Genomic DNA, 14,676 nt, shown 5'->3' with positions numbered 1-14,676 from the left:
CATCTTCGCCTGCCGCCCCGAAGCCTTCCTGATATGAATTAATCGATTAAATTTGCCGCCTTCAATTCTTTCTGCATCTGTTCTACCGCGTCTCCCGCCGGCATCTGGCCGGACATTGCTTTAAGCGCGTAATTCGTCACAATCTTCTCAGCATCCGGCCATGTTGGCAGTGAAAGCTCAAGTGTCGCGTACTGCCTGGAGAGCGCCATCGCCTCTTCAACACCAGGCAGAGCAGGGAATTGCGGCTTCACCGTGGAGTTATACCAATAGGGAACACCGTGGTCCATGTTTGCTTCCTTGCCGGTATCCGTCAGTGTGTATTGTCCGTTATCCACGGTATAGTCGTAATCCTCGACGCCCAGGCTTCCGAGTAGGATCCCGTCTTCTGTATTCCAGAATTCAAGGAACTTCTTAGCAGCCTCGGGATGAGGCGCATTGGCCGGAATAATCCAGAAATCCGGGTCTCCCCGGCGCATTAAGATCGTACCATCCGCTGCCTGGAGGCTTGCCATCCCTGCTGCCTGGAAGGTTGTAGCCGCATCTTCCTGCTGCTTCAGGTTATTGAACATTCCTACCCAGGCATCCCAGTACGTGACCATCCCGACACGGTCGGTCAGAAAGAGGTTGCGCATCTTGGCGGTGTCATTCGTAATGAAATTCGGGTCCATAATCCCTTCCTTCACAAGCTTGGCGAACCATTCATACATCGGAATTGCCGCATCGGTTGCATAAGGAATGGTACGTTTACCGTCCTCCATCACATATCTGTATTTCAGCCCGGCCGCGCTCATAATCCCCTGGATATCATAAAGTCCCGAAGTACTGAGTCCATAGGTATCTGCCTTCCCGTTCCCGTCCGGGTCCTCTTCCTTGAAAGCCTTCAGGACAGCATACAGCTCATCAAGTGTTTTAGGCTCCTTCAGGCCCAGCTTGTTCAGCCAGTCCTTACGCACGATAGGCATGGTTGCGCCTTGAAATTTGGAGAACACGCCGTATATTTTACCGTCCGGGCCTTTCAGCTGCTCCCATTCACCGGAGGGAATCACCGCAGGATCCGACAGGATCTTGGAGCCTTGCACGAAGCTTGTCAGATCGGTAACCACACCCTGGTCAATGAACGCATTCAGCTTGGCCAAGTCACTGACCTCGATTAAATCGTATTTCGCACCCGAGCTGAGCGCGGTCAGCACCTTCTGGTCATAGTCGCTGGCGGGCTTGTCCAGTGTCACATCAAGACCTGTCTTATCGCTGATGGCCTGCGCGAATTCCGTATTGCCCTCAGGCGTTTTCCCTCCAACGTTACCGGATAGAATTTCAAGCTTCATGCCCTCTGTTGCTGCCGCCGGAGACGTACTTTCCGAGGATGTCGGTGGTACTGTTGTTGTTGATGGTGAAGATGCGTTGCCGTTGTTGCTTCCGCATGCGGACAATAGAACAGTCCCGGCCAAAACTACTGAGAGTGCTGCATTCTTCTTCATACTCATGATTGATTTCCTCCATGGATTGTAATGGGTGCAGCACAGGAGCTGCGGATGACCATATCGGTTGGCACAATCGTTCTTTTGACGGTCTTCAGGTTCCCTGACATCTGTTCGATCAGCATAGTTGCTGCTTCCCGTCCCAGGCGTTCGGCGTGAAGGCGGACACCCGTGAGCGGCGGTGCGAACTCTGGTGAGAATATGGAATCGTCGCTAAAGGCGAATACAGATAATTGACCGGGGATGCTGATACTGAGCGCTTCCGCCGCTTTGTAAACACCGAGCGCCATGGTGTCTGTATCTGAGATAACTGCTGTAATTGCCTGATTGGCCTGAAGCTCCTCAAGCGTTGTCTTATACCCGAAATCGAGCGAAGAATTGTCCGGATCAGGCTTATATATGATTTTGTAGGATGACTCTGGAAGCCCTGCTTTCTGGATGGCAGCAAGAAAACCGCTGGCCCGGTCAACCGCAACAGTCCGGTCTGCCGGCGCGTTCAGAAATAAGAAATTCCTGTGTCCCAGATCAAGCAGGTAGCGGGTAGTCTGCTCAGTCATACTGACGTTGTCATTGTCCACATAAGAAACATGATTCTCGAACTCAGCGGACGGCCTGCCGATCAGCACGATGGGGATATCCCCGGATAGCCGTTCGATAATCCGCTCATCATCACTCTCCGGATTCAGCAGAATCTCCCCGTCGGCCGGGCCTGTGACCATATGCTCCAGCTGGTTCTGATACGTATGGGAGAGCGTATTGACGAGCAGCCGGTAACCCTGTTCATAACAGACACTTAACACTCCATTTAGAAGTGAGAGGTGAAACTGGCTAAACTTGAATTTCTCTCCTTGAATATCAAGGCCTACAATGCGGGTCGACTTGTTCGCCAGGCTTCTGGCCCAATAATTAGGCTTGTAATTAAGTTCTTTGGCTGCCGCCAGTACACGCTCTGTGACTTCCTTGCTGATCGGTCTTTTTTTGCTGAACACACTTGATACGGTTCCCTTAGAAACGCCTGATGCTTTTGCCACATCATCGATGGTAGCCATAGAAGAAAACCTCGCTTATCTCCTGCCCGTGCAGTCGGATTTTTGTAGTTTAATCCCGCATATTATTAAACCGGTTTAATGAATGGACATCCTTCGCCCCCTGTCTCTGGTCTTGCATGGAGCCGGAGTTCCCGGAGTGCTGCACTATGTCTTACAGGCTTTATATTAAAGCGGTTTTGTACGACTAATATTAACGAGAAGTCATTTTTCTGTAATGCAGGGCCTTAAAAAAAGAAGGTGCGAGAAGCCGGTTCATCACCGGATACTTCTCGCACCTTCTTTTTCTTGCCTAAATTAACGCGTCGAAATGGACCTCTGCGTTTAAAAATGAAATCGCCCAACGCTGCTACTTGGTAAATTTCAAGAAATTAGTAATTTCTCAATGTCCCGTCGTAACAATTCCTTCATTATTTCCGCTAATGTAATTTCCTTCCCGGCGTATGGATGGTTTTTGGGTACAAAAAACCAATCATAAGATGACCTGCCTTCTACATCAAAATTGATGAATAACGAAAATATATATTTTTTTCTGATGAAGCGTTATGCTGTGTTGTATGGGTTAGAGAAAGTTTTCACAAGAGTTCAATGTTAAATATAAGGAGAGAAAAGTCATGCGCAAAACTAAAATCGTCTGCACCATCGGTCCATCCAGCGAAAGCCCAGAAATGCTCCGGAAGCTGATCCAAGCTGGTATGAACGTTGCCCGCCTGAACTTCGCCCACGGAGAGCTATACGAGCACGCGGAGCGCATCCGGCGCATCCGGGAAGCAGCCAAAGAGCTGAACCAGTACGTTGCCGTCCTGCTCGACATCAAAGGTCCGGAAATCCGGATCGGTAAAATGGCCTCGGACTACGCGGAGCTGGTACCGGGTGAAACCGTGGTTCTGACCACCGAGGAAGTGCCCGGCACCAAGGACCGCATTCAAGTCACCTACAAGCAGCTGCCCCAAGATGTGAAGCCCGGCAGCATCATCCTGATCGATGACGGTCTGGTCCGTCTGGAGGTCGTACATGCCGAAGGCACCGAGATCACCTGCCTCATCAAAAACGGCGGCAAGCTGAAGCAGCGTAAGGGCGTAAACGTTCCCGGCGTCAAAACCAGCCTCCCCGGCGTAACCGAGAAGGACGTCCGGCACATCAAGTTCGGCATTGAGCACAACATCGACATCATCGCCCAATCCTTCGTCCGCAAAGCCGAAGACATTCTCGAAATCAAACGTATCCTCAGCGAGCACAAGGCCGGCCATATCCAAGTCATTGCCAAGATCGAAAATGACGAGGGCGTGGAGAACCTGGACGCCATCCTGAGCGTAGCTGACGGCCTGATGGTAGCCCGCGGCGACCTGGGCGTAGACCTGCCGGTGGAGGACGTGCCGCTGGTTCAGAAAGATATGATCAGGAAGTGCAACCTGGCAGGTAAACCAGTCATCACCGCCACCCACATGCTGGAGTCCATGCAGATGAACCCGCGTCCGACCCGTGCGGAAGCGGGCGATGTCGCCAACGCTATCTTCGACGGCACTGATTCCGTCATGCTGTCCGGCGAATCCGCCGCAGGCAAGTACCCGCTGGAGTCCGTCGAGACCATGGCCCGTATCGCTGCCCGCGCCGAGTCCGTCCTGGGACGCCACGGCCGCTGTAGCCGCAAGGATGACGAGGCTGCCACCAACGTAACCAGCGTCATCGGCGAAGCCGTTGCCCGTACCGCCCTTGTGCTCTCCGCCAAGGCCATTCTCGCCTTGACCGAAAGCGGCTTTACCGCCCGGATGATCGCCAAGCACAAGCCGGCTGCACCGGTCATCGCCGTATCCACCAAAGAGAGTGTATTGTACGCCCTGTCCTTGACCTGGGGTGTAACTCCGCTGCTCCGCAGCGTGTCCGCTTCCAGCACTGATGCAGCCATAGCAGCCGCCGTTGTACTGGCCAAGTCGGCTGGTTACGTGCAAGATGGCGACCTGGTAGTCATCACCGCCGGTGTCCCTGCAGGCTGCACCGGAACCACCAACCTGCTGCGGGTTCACCAAGTAGGCGAATCGCTCTAAAAACCAAAACATCCTTGGCAGGAGCCTATCTCACCTGCTACGGATGTTTTGGTTTTCCCTGCGTCCCTGTTCGAGCCGTTGATGATGAAGCTCGCGCTGCCGAATGCAGAGGAATTTCAGCTGCAGTTTATCCATCGGGATGATATCGTTGTTCCAGCACCCGGGGAATGTTCTCATTCAGCCTGACGGCGCAATCGATGCCCTTACCCGTTTGAGATTTAAGAAGGAGTGTAGATTTAGCAGGTATTCGCAAGGAACGTAGAAGATTGAAAAAGCCGAAGTCTATTGGTCGAAGCGTAACCCTAATGAATCAACATGACAAGAATGTCACTTTAGATTGTATTAACTCGATGGCTGGACAGCAAAATAGTCGATATAGCATGGAGGTGAAGGAGGCCGTAATCATGGCGAAAATGATTCAAACAAAGAACTTATCGAAAGTATGGAAAACACAGGTCGTGAACTACACACTACCTAAGAGGTGGGTGCTTCTTGGTCAATAGAGCTACTGCTCCAAGTTTACCCAAGCTTATAGGCTAGTTCCTAACCCGCTAAGGGCCATTTACATTAATGTTCACTACATATAGTTTAGCACGAGTACTTCTCATTTACGCCCGGAAATACTGCTTCACAGTCCCTTTACCAGCTCCAGCCAACACCTCCGCAAACGCCCCGTTCACCAGCGTAATCTGCGGCGGCAGATGGCCGCAATCGATATCATACACAACCGGCAGCCCCAGCTCGCTGGCAAGCTCCTGGTAGACATCTTCTACGGTGTAATTCTCCATAGGGCGACCCGCTGCACTACGGCCGAACATCAGACCCGAGCAATTCTCGAACCAGCCGGCCAGCTTCATCTGCAGCAGGGACCTGCGCAGATCCGTTACCGACAGCTCACAGTTCTCCAGATACCACAGGATAGGCTCATTCTGGATGTAATGCTGCTGGAAATGCCGCACCTCCCCATACGGCGTGCCGATGAGATGCCGGATTACATCAATGCAGCCGCCGAGCAGACGGCCCTGCATAGTTACGTTCTGATTACCTACAGTCTTCCAATTGGTGACTTCCGTAAGGTTGAACACATGGGGTGAAGGCTCCGCGCCTCCCCATTCCAGCTGGTACTGCTGCGAGGAATGCTGAAGTACCGATTGCCCGCTTGCTGTAGACAGCACTGATTCCCACATGGCCGTCACCGGGTCGGTCTCTTCGCCACGCAGGTCAACAAAATTTGTACCGTGGGCAGTGGCGATCCCCGTCTTAAGAGTAACTGCCAGCAGCAGCACACTAATATCAGAGTAGCCGAGAATCCATTTGACCTTCATGTGATCGAAATCTACCTGCTCCAGAATCTCGATCAGCAGCTCCCCGCCCCAAGGCGGGATCACGAGCCCGATGCTGTCATCGGCCATCATGGCATTGAATTCAGCCGCACGCACGCTTGCCGGTGCAGACTTGGCCTTATCCTGCGTCCACGCCGTTGCTCCGCATACCACGCCATAACCCTGCTCCTGCAACCGGCTGCAGGCTAGCTCGAGCAGTTCACGCAGTTCCTCCCCTACTCCTGATGAGGGTGCTGTTACACCTATAACTGCTCTTGGCTCTAATACCGGATATTTGATCATCTTGCGCCTCCTCCTTCTTCCTAATAAAAAAGGGATACCCAAACCATGAGCAGTTTGAATATCACCTATTTGGATTATTACCTATATGTTTGTGTATGTCATTTATCTATTGGATCGTTATAGATCGTGCATTTATCGTTGTTCCACCTTGTATCCTTGCCAATCAGGTACCCGGCTTATCACGGCTAATCTCCAGAATATCCAGGAAAAAGACGAAGATCGGAATACCGAGAATCAGTCCCCATACGCCAATATAATGCTCTGAGAATAACAGCACGATGAAGGTGTAGAACATCGGAAGGTTCATTTTGGAGGACATCAGCTTAGGGTTGAGGAAGTAGCCTTCCATGACATGCAGCACGGCAATCATCGCCAGTATGTAGATCGTCATCACCAGTCCACCGGTATTGTAGCCGATGATGCACAGCGGAATAAGCGAAATGACAAAGCCGACCACTGGAATCAGACTGAGCATGAAGATCATAATAGCGAGCGCAAAGAGATACGGGAAGGGTTCGAAAAAGAAGCCCAGGATCCATAATCCGACAACCGTGAACAAAGTATTGAACAGCGCAATCAGGATCTGTGCTTCAATGACTTTACCGAAGGAGGCTATGAATTTCTTGCCGAAATACTCCAGTTCCACATAGAACCAGGAAATCTTGCTCTCTCTCAGACGGGAGGTGAAGTTGACAATTCTGTTTTTCTCCAGGATGAAGACAAGGCTCAGAATCGTTGACAGGACGAACGTAGTTCCCCAGTCACTGATTTTGAACACGTATTCAATGCCTTGATTCAAATAGCTCTGGTAGTTCAATTCCTTAACCATGCTGAATAAATACTGCATAATCTCGTTCTGTGGGATGTCGTCAGAGGTTAGTGTTCCGAGAAACGCGGTTAATTGCTTAATCTGCGAGAAGACCTTGGGCAGATATTTGACAAGGGCCAATACGATCATAGTGATGAGCGCTAAGTACAAAATAATAATAATTACCTTGCTGTTCACCTTGACATATTTGCCGATTCTTTTGCTCAAAAGCACCTGAAAGCTGTTCATTACATAAGCAATCAGGAACGTCAGCAGCACCAGATTCAGCATGTCTCTAATACTGTACAGCAGCAGTCCAATCAGTGCCAGAATTAAAAAGCGGCGGACTGTTAAATTTGCAAAGTAACGCTTGAATACATCCATTGTTTCCTTGTTCCTCTCCATTCGCAGGCGATTAGGACCTTTAGTTATAGTGTACCGTAACGAAAACAATTATAGCAACTTCGGCAGAGTCAAAAATACGCGAAAAAACAAACTTTATGTCATCTTGTCAGAACATCGGCTGCTGTATGCTATAATGTGTGCGATCTCGTGAAGGTTAAAGCAATTTAATTCCAAATTAATGGAGGCTGTATCCCTTATGGGCAAAATCATCTGCATCACCGGAGCATCATCCGGCATCGGCCTGGCGTCCGCGCTGAAGTTTGCACAGGAAGGCTGGACGGTCTACGCCGGCACCCGCCATCTGGAGCGCGATCAGGAATTGTACCGCAATGTGGACAATCTGCAGTTCGTAGAACTGGAGGTTACACAGCCGGACAGTATTCAGCGGGTTATCGACCAGATTGACCAGGAGCGCGGTACGCTGGATGTACTGTTCTGCAATGCCGGGTTCGGCTATCTCCGGGCGCTTGGACAAGCTCCATTCACTGATATCGAGCGCATATTCGACACTAATGTGTACGGGGTTATGCATACGATCCGGGCTGCACTGCCCCTGCTGCGCAAGACCGGCTACGGCCATATTGTGGCTACGTCCAGTGTCGGCGGGCTCATTGGACAACCGATGAACGAAATCTACTGCGCCAGCAAATTCGCGGTGGAGGGACTGCTGGAGAGTCTGGCTACCTATTACAAGCCGCAATTCAATATCGACATTACCCTGCTTGAGCCGGGTGCCATCGCTACAGAATTCAATAAGACTGTCCTTGGGCATGTAGCGGACACCGGCGGCATCCTCGAAGATGAGTACAAGCCGATTCTCGATGCCTACACAGGGACGTTCCTGAAACGGAATGTAGAACCGCAGACTTCAGAGTCCGTAGCAGACGTCATGTGGGATCTGGTTCAGCTGGAGACCAAGCCGCTGCGCCTGCGCACCTCCGAACGGGCCGAAGAATTCGTCTCCCGTAAGGTCAGTACAGACCCTACAGGACTTGATGGTGTTCTTCATATTCGCAAAATCCAGCTGGATATGTAACTGCAGCGTCAGTCTTCCGCTTTCCCGGCCAGCTCCTTCGCGATCAGCGCCTGATTGCTGCGGTGGAAGTTGGACATATTGCGCGGGAACGCACAGCCTTCGATCAGAGCATCAACCGTTTCCTGGATGCCTGAAGCTACAGCCGTACGCATGTTGTGGATATACTTCAGGCTCTCTTCCCTGCGCCGCTCCAGTTCTACGCTGCTGTCCGTTGCCTCCCCATGTCCGGGGACCAGCAGCGTGAACGGGTGCCGCGCCAATATCTGCTCCAGCTTGCCGAGCGTTGCTTCGTAAGCCAGACTGCTGTCGTAGATATAGGGAAACTCCACGTCAGACAAGTAGTCTCCGGCAATGAACAGCCCGGCAGACTCCACTATAGTAAATAGCCCATCATCCGTATGGCCCGGCGCAGCATATCCCGTCAGCTTCAAATCCCCGAATACCAGCGTCTGACCTTCCTCTTCCATCACATGATCCACCTGCGGATACGTGATTTCATAGTCTCTCCTGAGATAATAACTATCGTCAAATGCCCGGATCTGTTCAAGAATATCTTCGCGTTCCCCGGCGCTTTTGTCCGCGAATGCCCTGCTTGCAATGACTTCAGCCCCTCTGAAGGCCCCATATCCGATAATATGATCGAAATCAGAATGGGTGAATAACAGGAGCAGCCTTCTCGCGCCAAGAATGTTGTCTACATACCGCCGGATTTCCTCCACCTCACGGGGCAGCCAGCAGGGATCGGTTACCAGCACACAATTCTCCGTCTCCATAACAAGTGAATTCGTCATGTACAGATCACTTTGGAACAGAGTGACAGGGCCACGCTTCCATCTAAACATCCAATACCTCCCAAGAGTCGATACACCCGCTTTATAGTTTACGATTCTTATCCTACGACTATTCTACATCTAGTGTTTCGGTTGAAAAAGGTCGTTGTTACTCAACAAACGAAATCGGGAGTACACGGTTTTCCAAGGACCAAACCGTTCAGGCAAATCACGCCAAGGCGCACCTGTTTTGACTTTCCAAAGCATTCCATTAAGCATCATCCGGTTGGGTTTCGACGGTCTGCCTTCGCCTCTATTTTCGGGTGGCAATAGTTCTTTAACCCGTTCCCAGTCCTGGTCGTTAATTTCGTAGCGTCTTAGCATCTGTATAATGCTTTTATATTAAATAAAATCTTTTCAGATCTTCATCTTTTCTCTTTCTGGTAGAATATCAGCCATATGCAACTCTCGTCCTACTTGGTGTCTAGAAAAGTAGATGTATCCACCTTCTTTAGTACGCTTCGCATATCAATATTATGAAAGCCTTGTATTTCTTCACAATATATTTATTTACATTTTCCAGAAACTGGAGTAGTGTACATCTGTACTTAAAATTCCATTTTCTAGGAGTCAATTAATTTGAAAGTGAAATCGATTTTTTTACCATTACTGTGTGGAGTGTTTTTTCTAACTAGTGCTACGGCTTCAATGGCCGCACCTGGTAACAATTCAGAAGGAGGTGTAGCGGCGAATAATGCTCCCTATGTAACTACAAGCACCACTGAGCTAAGGACTATTGAAGGTGAACTAATTGGCACTCAAACTGAAACAATTCAGGTTAAATCAATTCCTACATCTGACGGTGTTTCTGGTGAGGTTACGGATATCAAAACATATGTATTACAGCCAGGAATGGAATCGTATAGTAAAATTTATACATATAATACAAATGTAGATGTGATCACAACGAAAAATGATGGTTCCGTATATCTAAATAATGTTAAAGTTGAAGATACGCAAATCCAAACAAGACCTGGAATTCAAACACGTGAAGCGGGTGGTGATAAGGGGTCCTGTTATTATGATAACTATTCTTCTACTGCTGGCGGTACGTTTTATGCAGCATCTTACCAACATTATGACTACGGTCCAACTGGGAACAACGTAAGTAAATACTTTTCACAGTCTAATTCACATGCTTCAGATTACAAAATGTATGTTAATTCTTTTTCTGGATCTCTAAGTTCGTTGAAGGCTTTTCAATTTGCAGCTCAAGCGGCTGGAATTTCTGTTGTTATTTCTTTAGCTGCGATTCCAGCACTTATTGTATCTGCTCCAGCTTTTGCTGCCACAATATGGGGGGTTTATAATTCAAATAGGGATTGTGACTCTGCCATAAATAATGCTTATCAAACATTATCAGCTATGTGATTTAGAACCAGCGAAGTGACAATGAGGGCTGTTCGTCAATTAGGTTCCTCCCTCATTGCATTCTCCAATTGCTCTGACGGTTCCTGAATGATAGTACCGGAACCATACAAGCTTGGTGATAAACTAACCTAGTTTAATTACAAAGCAGAAGGGAATTCTCGGTGGAACAAACGGTTTTCTATGTTACTATTTTATGTTTAAATTCTGTTGGTTTGATCTATGTTATTTATAATTGGATTAAATATAGATTTACCAAAAAGAAAGATATAAACTCTTTCATGCTTTTTTTAATGAATTTTTTCACTCCTATGATTCCATGGGTTGTAAAATTTGAAGATCTAAATATGAATCTTTTGCTCCTATTTATATTTTTAAATTTTTCTTTTTTCTTAATAAACTTCAAGATAACCAAAAATTAGAACAAACATAATCGATATTTCGATTCAGTTTTATACGAAGAAATGAAACTTAACTAGTGCCCCTTCCGAGAACATAGTTGGAAAAACGGGTAATTATACGTAAATCCAACTCTCTCGAGGTGAGCGGCATGACTATTTTTGTTCGTGACTTAACTCAGGAAGAAGGCAACCGCCTTCTGCGGAGTTTTCCAAGGACCAAACGTTCAGGCAAATCACGCCAAGGCGCACCTGTTTTGACTTTCCAAAGCATTCCATTAAGCATCATCCGGTTGGATTTTGACGGTCTGCCTTCGCCTCTATTTTCAGGTGGCAATAGTTCTTTAACCCGTTCCCAGTCCTGGTCTTTGATTTCGTGGCGTCTTAGCATCTTTTACAAGCTCCTCGTGATTTCGTCCTTGTAAAATTATGCTATGTTACGCTTTTAAGGCAATAGCTAGTTTTAAGACACGCCCAAGAGAACTTATTGCAATACATTGCCCAATATAATAATTCAGAAGCGAACAAAGGACAGTGTTTACATGGAAGATGTATCTAATGTAGAAAAATTGGAATCAATAAGATCTTTGCAATCTACAATCAAAAAACTCGAGAACGCCTTGTCCCAGATGACTCAAAATGCCGTAAATACTACCCTAGTAAAGAAACGACTCAATGCTGTTTACATCGGCTTAGCTATCCTAGAAAACGTCTGGAATCAAAAACCTCATCAATACACACATGAAGATTTAGCAGAAGCCCGCAAAGTTATTATTGGTTTAACCCCATCAGTTGAGAACAGTTATGCTAAGTCAAAGACTGGTAGTCCACAAAGAACGCTTTTAGAAAGAAGACTTAAAGCTTTGAAACTAGTTGTTCAAGCGATTGGCGAACTATAGTCTAAATAACTTAAATCGAAGCGATAGGAGAAACGCAAACTGCTTTCCTCTTCCTTCACAGTTTGCGTCAACCATCCATCACAAACGGTTTGATCAAAACTTCTGTTTATATTCTTTGAAATCAATATTCCCCGTTTCCCGATCAACAGCGACAGACCAGTATCTTTTATGAAATGCCCCAGAGTTTCTGTATTCATCATGCAAAAAGCCCTCCGGCAAAGCCGAAGGGCTAATTCTTAACATACACCTAATTATGCAGCTTGTTTCTGCTGCTCAGCTCTGCTGTTACCGCTGGATCGGCTCGATCCGGTAAGTGGCGTTGCCGCCATCTGCTGCTGTTCCGCCGCCGGTAATCTGCCAGCCGAAGGATAATACTTCCTCCAGCCGTTGCTTCTGTGATTCCGACAACACCGCTTCGACTGCTTCGCGGCCTTCCTCCAGCTCCAGCTTCGGCTCGGTGCGAAGCGCAACGGCAATCCAGCTGCGGATGCCGCGGATCGTGTTGTATTTGATCTGGTAGCCTTCGGTCACGGCCTGGCGGAACAGCTCCGGCTGTTCACCAGCGAGCGTGGACAGCTGCCCGTAATCGAACTCGTATTCACTCTCGTCGGCAGGCAGATCGCCTTCGGCAACCCGCCGCAGCAGTTCTTCATCGGACCAGCCCAGAGAGCGCAGCGATTCCACCAGCAGGGCATCCCATTGCGATAACTTTACCTTGTTCTTCGTTTCTGTCATTCTAGATCCTCCTTATCCATATGAGTGCTCATATCCTGATCAATTGATCATTGCTCAGGCATTCCCTGAACTCAGTCCGTAAAATCACCAGCCACGTAATGCCCCGGGCTCACTTCCCGCAGCACAGCGCCTTCATCATCCCCGCGCGTTACCGAGTAGGCATCCAGCCGGATTCGCTGGCTGGCCTTCAGCGGGTCTGTCTCCAGAATGGAAGACAGCAGCGCTTTGGTATACGGATGCTGCGGATTGTCATACAGCTCATCGCTCTCCGCAACCTCAACGAGGCGGCCGCCGTACATGACACCGATCCGGTCAGAGATATGCCGGACCATCGACAGGTCATGGGCAATGAACAGATAGGTCAGCCCGAATTCGGACTGCAGATCCTCCAGCATATTGACGACCTGGGCCTGCACAGAGACATCCAGCGCCGAGATCGGCTCGTCGCAGACGACGAACTCGGGCCGGACCGACAGCGCCCGGGCGATGGAAATCCGCTGGCGTTGCCCCCCGCTGAACTCATGCGGGAAGCGGTAGAGATGCTCTCTTTTGAGACCAACCTTCTCCAGCAGCTCCGCCACGGCTTCCTTGCGCTCTTCACCTGGGTAGAGTCCATGGATACGCATCGGCTCACTGATCAATTCCAGCACATTCAGGCTGGGGTTCAGTGAAGAGTACGGGTCCTGAAAAATCGACTGAATCCGTCTGCGGAACGGCTTCAGCCCTTTCTCGCCCAGCTTGCCCAGCGGCTGCCCGTCATAGAATACCTCGCCGTCCGTATAATCGTACAGGCGGAGCAGACAGCGGCCAACCGTTGACTTGCCGCTCCCGGATTCACCCACCAGTCCGAAGGTCTCGCCCTGGCGGATCTGGAAGCTGACGCCGTCCACGGCCTTAAGCACAGCCGTATCGCGCCCGCGTATATCCTTGCCCTTGGAGAAATGCTTCCTCAGATTGTTCACATCTACGAGCACCTTGCTCTCACTCACCGGAATCCCTCCCCACTGTAACTGCCGCCTGCTGCTCTGCGCCTTCGGCCAGCCAGCACATTGAGCGGTGGCCAGGTGCAAGCTCTATTACCGGCGGACGTTCACAGCAGCGGGCAAAAGCATGCGGGCAGCGGTCCATAAACGGACAGCCGGGCGGCGGATTCAGCAGATCCGGCGGTGTGCCTTCAATTGGAATCAGCCGCTCCCGTGATCCTCCGCCGCGCTTCGGAATGGAACGCAGCAGACCCTGGGTATACGGATGCTGGGGACGATAGAAGATATCCTCCACTGCGCCCTCCTCCATAACAAGCCCGCCGTACATCACAATGACCCGCGTGCAGACCTGGGCCACGACACCGAGGTCATGGGTGATCAGCGCCACCGCGGTGTCCGACCGTTCTTTCAGTTCCTTGAACAGATCCAGAATCTGCGCTTGAATCGTCGCATCCAGCGCCGTGGTCGGCTCATCGGCAATCAGCAGCTCCGGCTGGCAGGAGAGCGCCATCGCGATCATAACCCGCTGGCGCATACCTCCGCTGAATTCATGCGGATACTGCTTCAGGCGCTGTTCCGGATCACGTATGCCGACCTGGCGGAGGATTTCCGCCGCCTCGGCATACGCCTCTGCTTTATTGAGTCCCCGGTGTCTGCGGATGACTTCGGTTAATTGCTGGCCTATTCTTTTGACCGGATTCAGCGAGGTCATCGGGTCCTGAAAGACCATCGCGATCCGGTTGCCGCGCAGGGTCCGCCACTGCTTCTCCGTGAGCCCCTTCAGACTCTCGCCGCGAAACTCCAGCTTACCGGCAGTCATGCGGCCCGGCGGCGTGATCAGGGACATGACCGCCTTGGCGGTAACGCTTTTGCCGCTGCCCGATTCTCCGACAATCCCCACCGTTTCACCGGCATCTATATGGAAGCTAACGCCGCGGACGGCCTGATTCTCGCCGCCCCGGGTAGCAAATGAAACCTGCAAATTCTCAACAGTCAACAGCCGTTCAGTCATGATGTTCC

General features: G+C 50.1%; 15 protein-coding genes. 4 read left to right on the top strand and 11 right to left on the bottom strand.

Features of this window, described 5'->3' with window-relative positions; all coding sequences use genetic code 11:
* Positions 1–38 precede the first annotated feature (38 nt).
* A complete protein-coding gene (locus tag R50912_RS01620) occupies positions 39–1,484 on the bottom strand; it encodes an extracellular solute-binding protein (RefSeq protein ID WP_042231859.1) in 1,446 nt (481 codons plus the stop codon).
* Positions 1,481–2,527, bottom strand: a complete 1,047-nt coding sequence (locus R50912_RS01615; RefSeq protein WP_042231858.1) for a LacI family DNA-binding transcriptional regulator — start codon at positions 2,525–2,527, stop codon at positions 1,481–1,483. Before R50912_RS01615 ends, R50912_RS01620 begins: the two co-directional genes overlap by 4 nt.
* A 611-nt stretch (positions 2,528–3,138) precedes the next feature.
* Between R50912_RS01615 and pyk the strand changes: the two genes are divergently transcribed.
* Complete coding sequence (gene pyk / locus R50912_RS01610) at positions 3,139–4,569, top strand: pyruvate kinase (RefSeq protein ID WP_042231856.1); 1,431 nt, start codon at positions 3,139–3,141, stop codon at positions 4,567–4,569.
* 608 nt (positions 4,570–5,177) lie between these two features.
* On the opposite strand, the gene R50912_RS01600 is transcribed toward pyk, so the two are convergent.
* Complete coding sequence (locus R50912_RS01600; RefSeq protein ID WP_042231851.1) at positions 5,178–6,194, bottom strand: S66 family peptidase; 1,017 nt, start codon at positions 6,192–6,194, stop codon at positions 5,178–5,180.
* Positions 6,195–6,357: 163 nt separating this feature from the next.
* On the bottom strand, positions 6,358–7,386 hold the full coding sequence (locus R50912_RS01595; RefSeq protein WP_042231849.1) for an AI-2E family transporter: 1,029 nt from the start codon (positions 7,384–7,386) through the stop codon (positions 6,358–6,360).
* Between the two features lie 217 nt (positions 7,387–7,603).
* Here R50912_RS01595 and R50912_RS01590 point away from each other — a divergent pair, with 217 nt between their 5' ends.
* On the top strand, positions 7,604–8,443 hold the full coding sequence (locus tag R50912_RS01590) for an SDR family oxidoreductase (protein ID WP_042231847.1): 840 nt from the start codon (positions 7,604–7,606) through the stop codon (positions 8,441–8,443).
* An 8-nt stretch (positions 8,444–8,451) separates the two neighbouring features.
* Here the strand turns inward: R50912_RS01590 and R50912_RS01585 are convergent, their stop codons facing one another.
* Entirely contained in the window at positions 8,452–9,285 is an 834-nt protein-coding gene (locus R50912_RS01585) for an MBL fold metallo-hydrolase (RefSeq protein ID WP_042231845.1), read from the bottom strand.
* Between the two features lie 69 nt (positions 9,286–9,354).
* Positions 9,355–9,597: a transposase gene (locus tag R50912_RS36385; RefSeq protein WP_081956340.1), complete on the bottom strand. Its 243-nt coding sequence runs from the start codon at positions 9,595–9,597 to the stop codon at positions 9,355–9,357.
* A gap of 255 nt (positions 9,598–9,852) precedes the next feature.
* Here R50912_RS36385 and R50912_RS01580 point away from each other — a divergent pair, with 255 nt between their 5' ends.
* Entirely contained in the window at positions 9,853–10,644 is a 792-nt protein-coding gene (locus R50912_RS01580; protein WP_042231843.1) for a hypothetical protein, read from the top strand.
* 573 nt (positions 10,645–11,217) lie between these two features.
* On the opposite strand, the gene R50912_RS36380 is transcribed toward R50912_RS01580, so the two are convergent.
* Complete coding sequence (locus tag R50912_RS36380; protein WP_081956339.1) at positions 11,218–11,430, bottom strand: transposase; 213 nt, start codon at positions 11,428–11,430, stop codon at positions 11,218–11,220.
* A 151-nt stretch (positions 11,431–11,581) separates the two neighbouring features.
* Here R50912_RS36380 and R50912_RS01570 point away from each other — a divergent pair, with 151 nt between their 5' ends.
* Positions 11,582–11,938, top strand: a complete 357-nt coding sequence (locus R50912_RS01570) for a hypothetical protein (RefSeq protein WP_042241342.1) — start codon at positions 11,582–11,584, stop codon at positions 11,936–11,938.
* Here R50912_RS01570 and R50912_RS01565 read toward each other — a convergent pair.
* The 4 genes from R50912_RS01565 to R50912_RS01550 form a co-directional block, all read right to left on the bottom strand.
* The gene (locus R50912_RS01565; protein WP_042231840.1) at positions 11,917–12,138 is read right to left on the bottom strand and encodes a hypothetical protein; all 222 of its coding nucleotides are present in this window, start codon (positions 12,136–12,138) and stop codon (positions 11,917–11,919) included. The two genes, R50912_RS01570 and R50912_RS01565, sit on opposite strands and share 22 nt — an antisense overlap.
* Positions 12,139–12,223: 85 nt before the next feature.
* Positions 12,224–12,673 carry a hypothetical protein gene (locus tag R50912_RS01560; RefSeq protein ID WP_042231839.1) on the bottom strand — a complete coding sequence of 150 codons (450 nt, stop codon included), beginning with the start codon at positions 12,671–12,673 and terminating at the stop codon, positions 12,224–12,226.
* A 71-nt stretch (positions 12,674–12,744) separates the two neighbouring features.
* A complete protein-coding gene (locus R50912_RS01555) occupies positions 12,745–13,662 on the bottom strand; it encodes an ABC transporter ATP-binding protein (protein WP_042231837.1) in 918 nt (305 codons plus the stop codon).
* The gene (locus R50912_RS01550; protein ID WP_042231835.1) at positions 13,655–14,668 is read right to left on the bottom strand and encodes an ABC transporter ATP-binding protein; all 1,014 of its coding nucleotides are present in this window, start codon (positions 14,666–14,668) and stop codon (positions 13,655–13,657) included. Before R50912_RS01550 ends, R50912_RS01555 begins: the two co-directional genes overlap by 8 nt.
* Positions 14,669–14,676 lie beyond the last annotated feature (8 nt).

It is taken from the genome of Paenibacillus sp. FSL R5-0912 (genome assembly GCF_000758605.1).
Lineage (GTDB): Bacteria > Bacillota > Bacilli > Paenibacillales > Paenibacillaceae > Paenibacillus_AQ.
Note: the sequence above shows the minus strand (reverse complement) of the source record. Positions and strands in the feature narration are given on the sequence as shown.